The 564-nt window shown below is 74.8% G+C and carries 1 protein-coding gene; it reads left to right on the top strand.

The genetic code is table 11. The annotated features are described in order from the left end of the window. Positions 1 to 43 precede the first annotated feature (43 nt). The coding region (locus tag GL263_RS27705) for a PTS sugar transporter subunit IIA (protein WP_182858463.1) at positions 44 to 564 on the top strand (521 nt) is incomplete at its 3' end.

The following is a 564-nucleotide window of genomic DNA, read 5'->3' on the forward strand; positions in this document are numbered from 1 at the left end:
GGGCACTCCCCGCCCGGGACCGAAACACCATCGGAGTTCTGCGATGAGTGATCTGATCACCGCGGACCTGGTCGACCTCGACCTCGCCGCCCCCGACAAGGACGCCGTCGTTCGCCAACTGGCCGAGCGCATGGTCACCGCCGGCCGCGTCACCGACCTCGACGGCTTCCTCGCCGACGTGGCGGCCCGCGAGGCCCAGATGCCGACCGGGCTGGAAGGCGGCATCGGTATCCCGCACTGCCGCAGCGAGCACGCGACAGAGCCGACGCTCGCCTTCGGCCGGCCGCGCCGGCCGGTCGACTTCGGCGCGACGGACGGCCCGGCGGACCTGGTCTTCCTCATCGCCGCACCGGCGGGCGCGGACAGCGACCACCTGACGATCCTCTCCGCCCTCGCCCGCGAGCTGATGAACCCGGACTTCACCGCCGCACTGCGTGCCGCCGAGGACCCGGCCGTCGCCGCCGCCCTCAGCCGCGGCGACTCGCCGGCGCCGCCCGCCGGGTCGGCGACGGCGGACGCCGCTGAAAGCCCGGAAACCGGGACGCCGGAAACCGAAGCCCCGGC

This window comes from Streptomyces durbertensis, assembly GCF_014156695.1.
GTDB lineage: Bacteria > Actinomycetota > Actinomycetes > Streptomycetales > Streptomycetaceae > Streptomyces > Streptomyces durbertensis.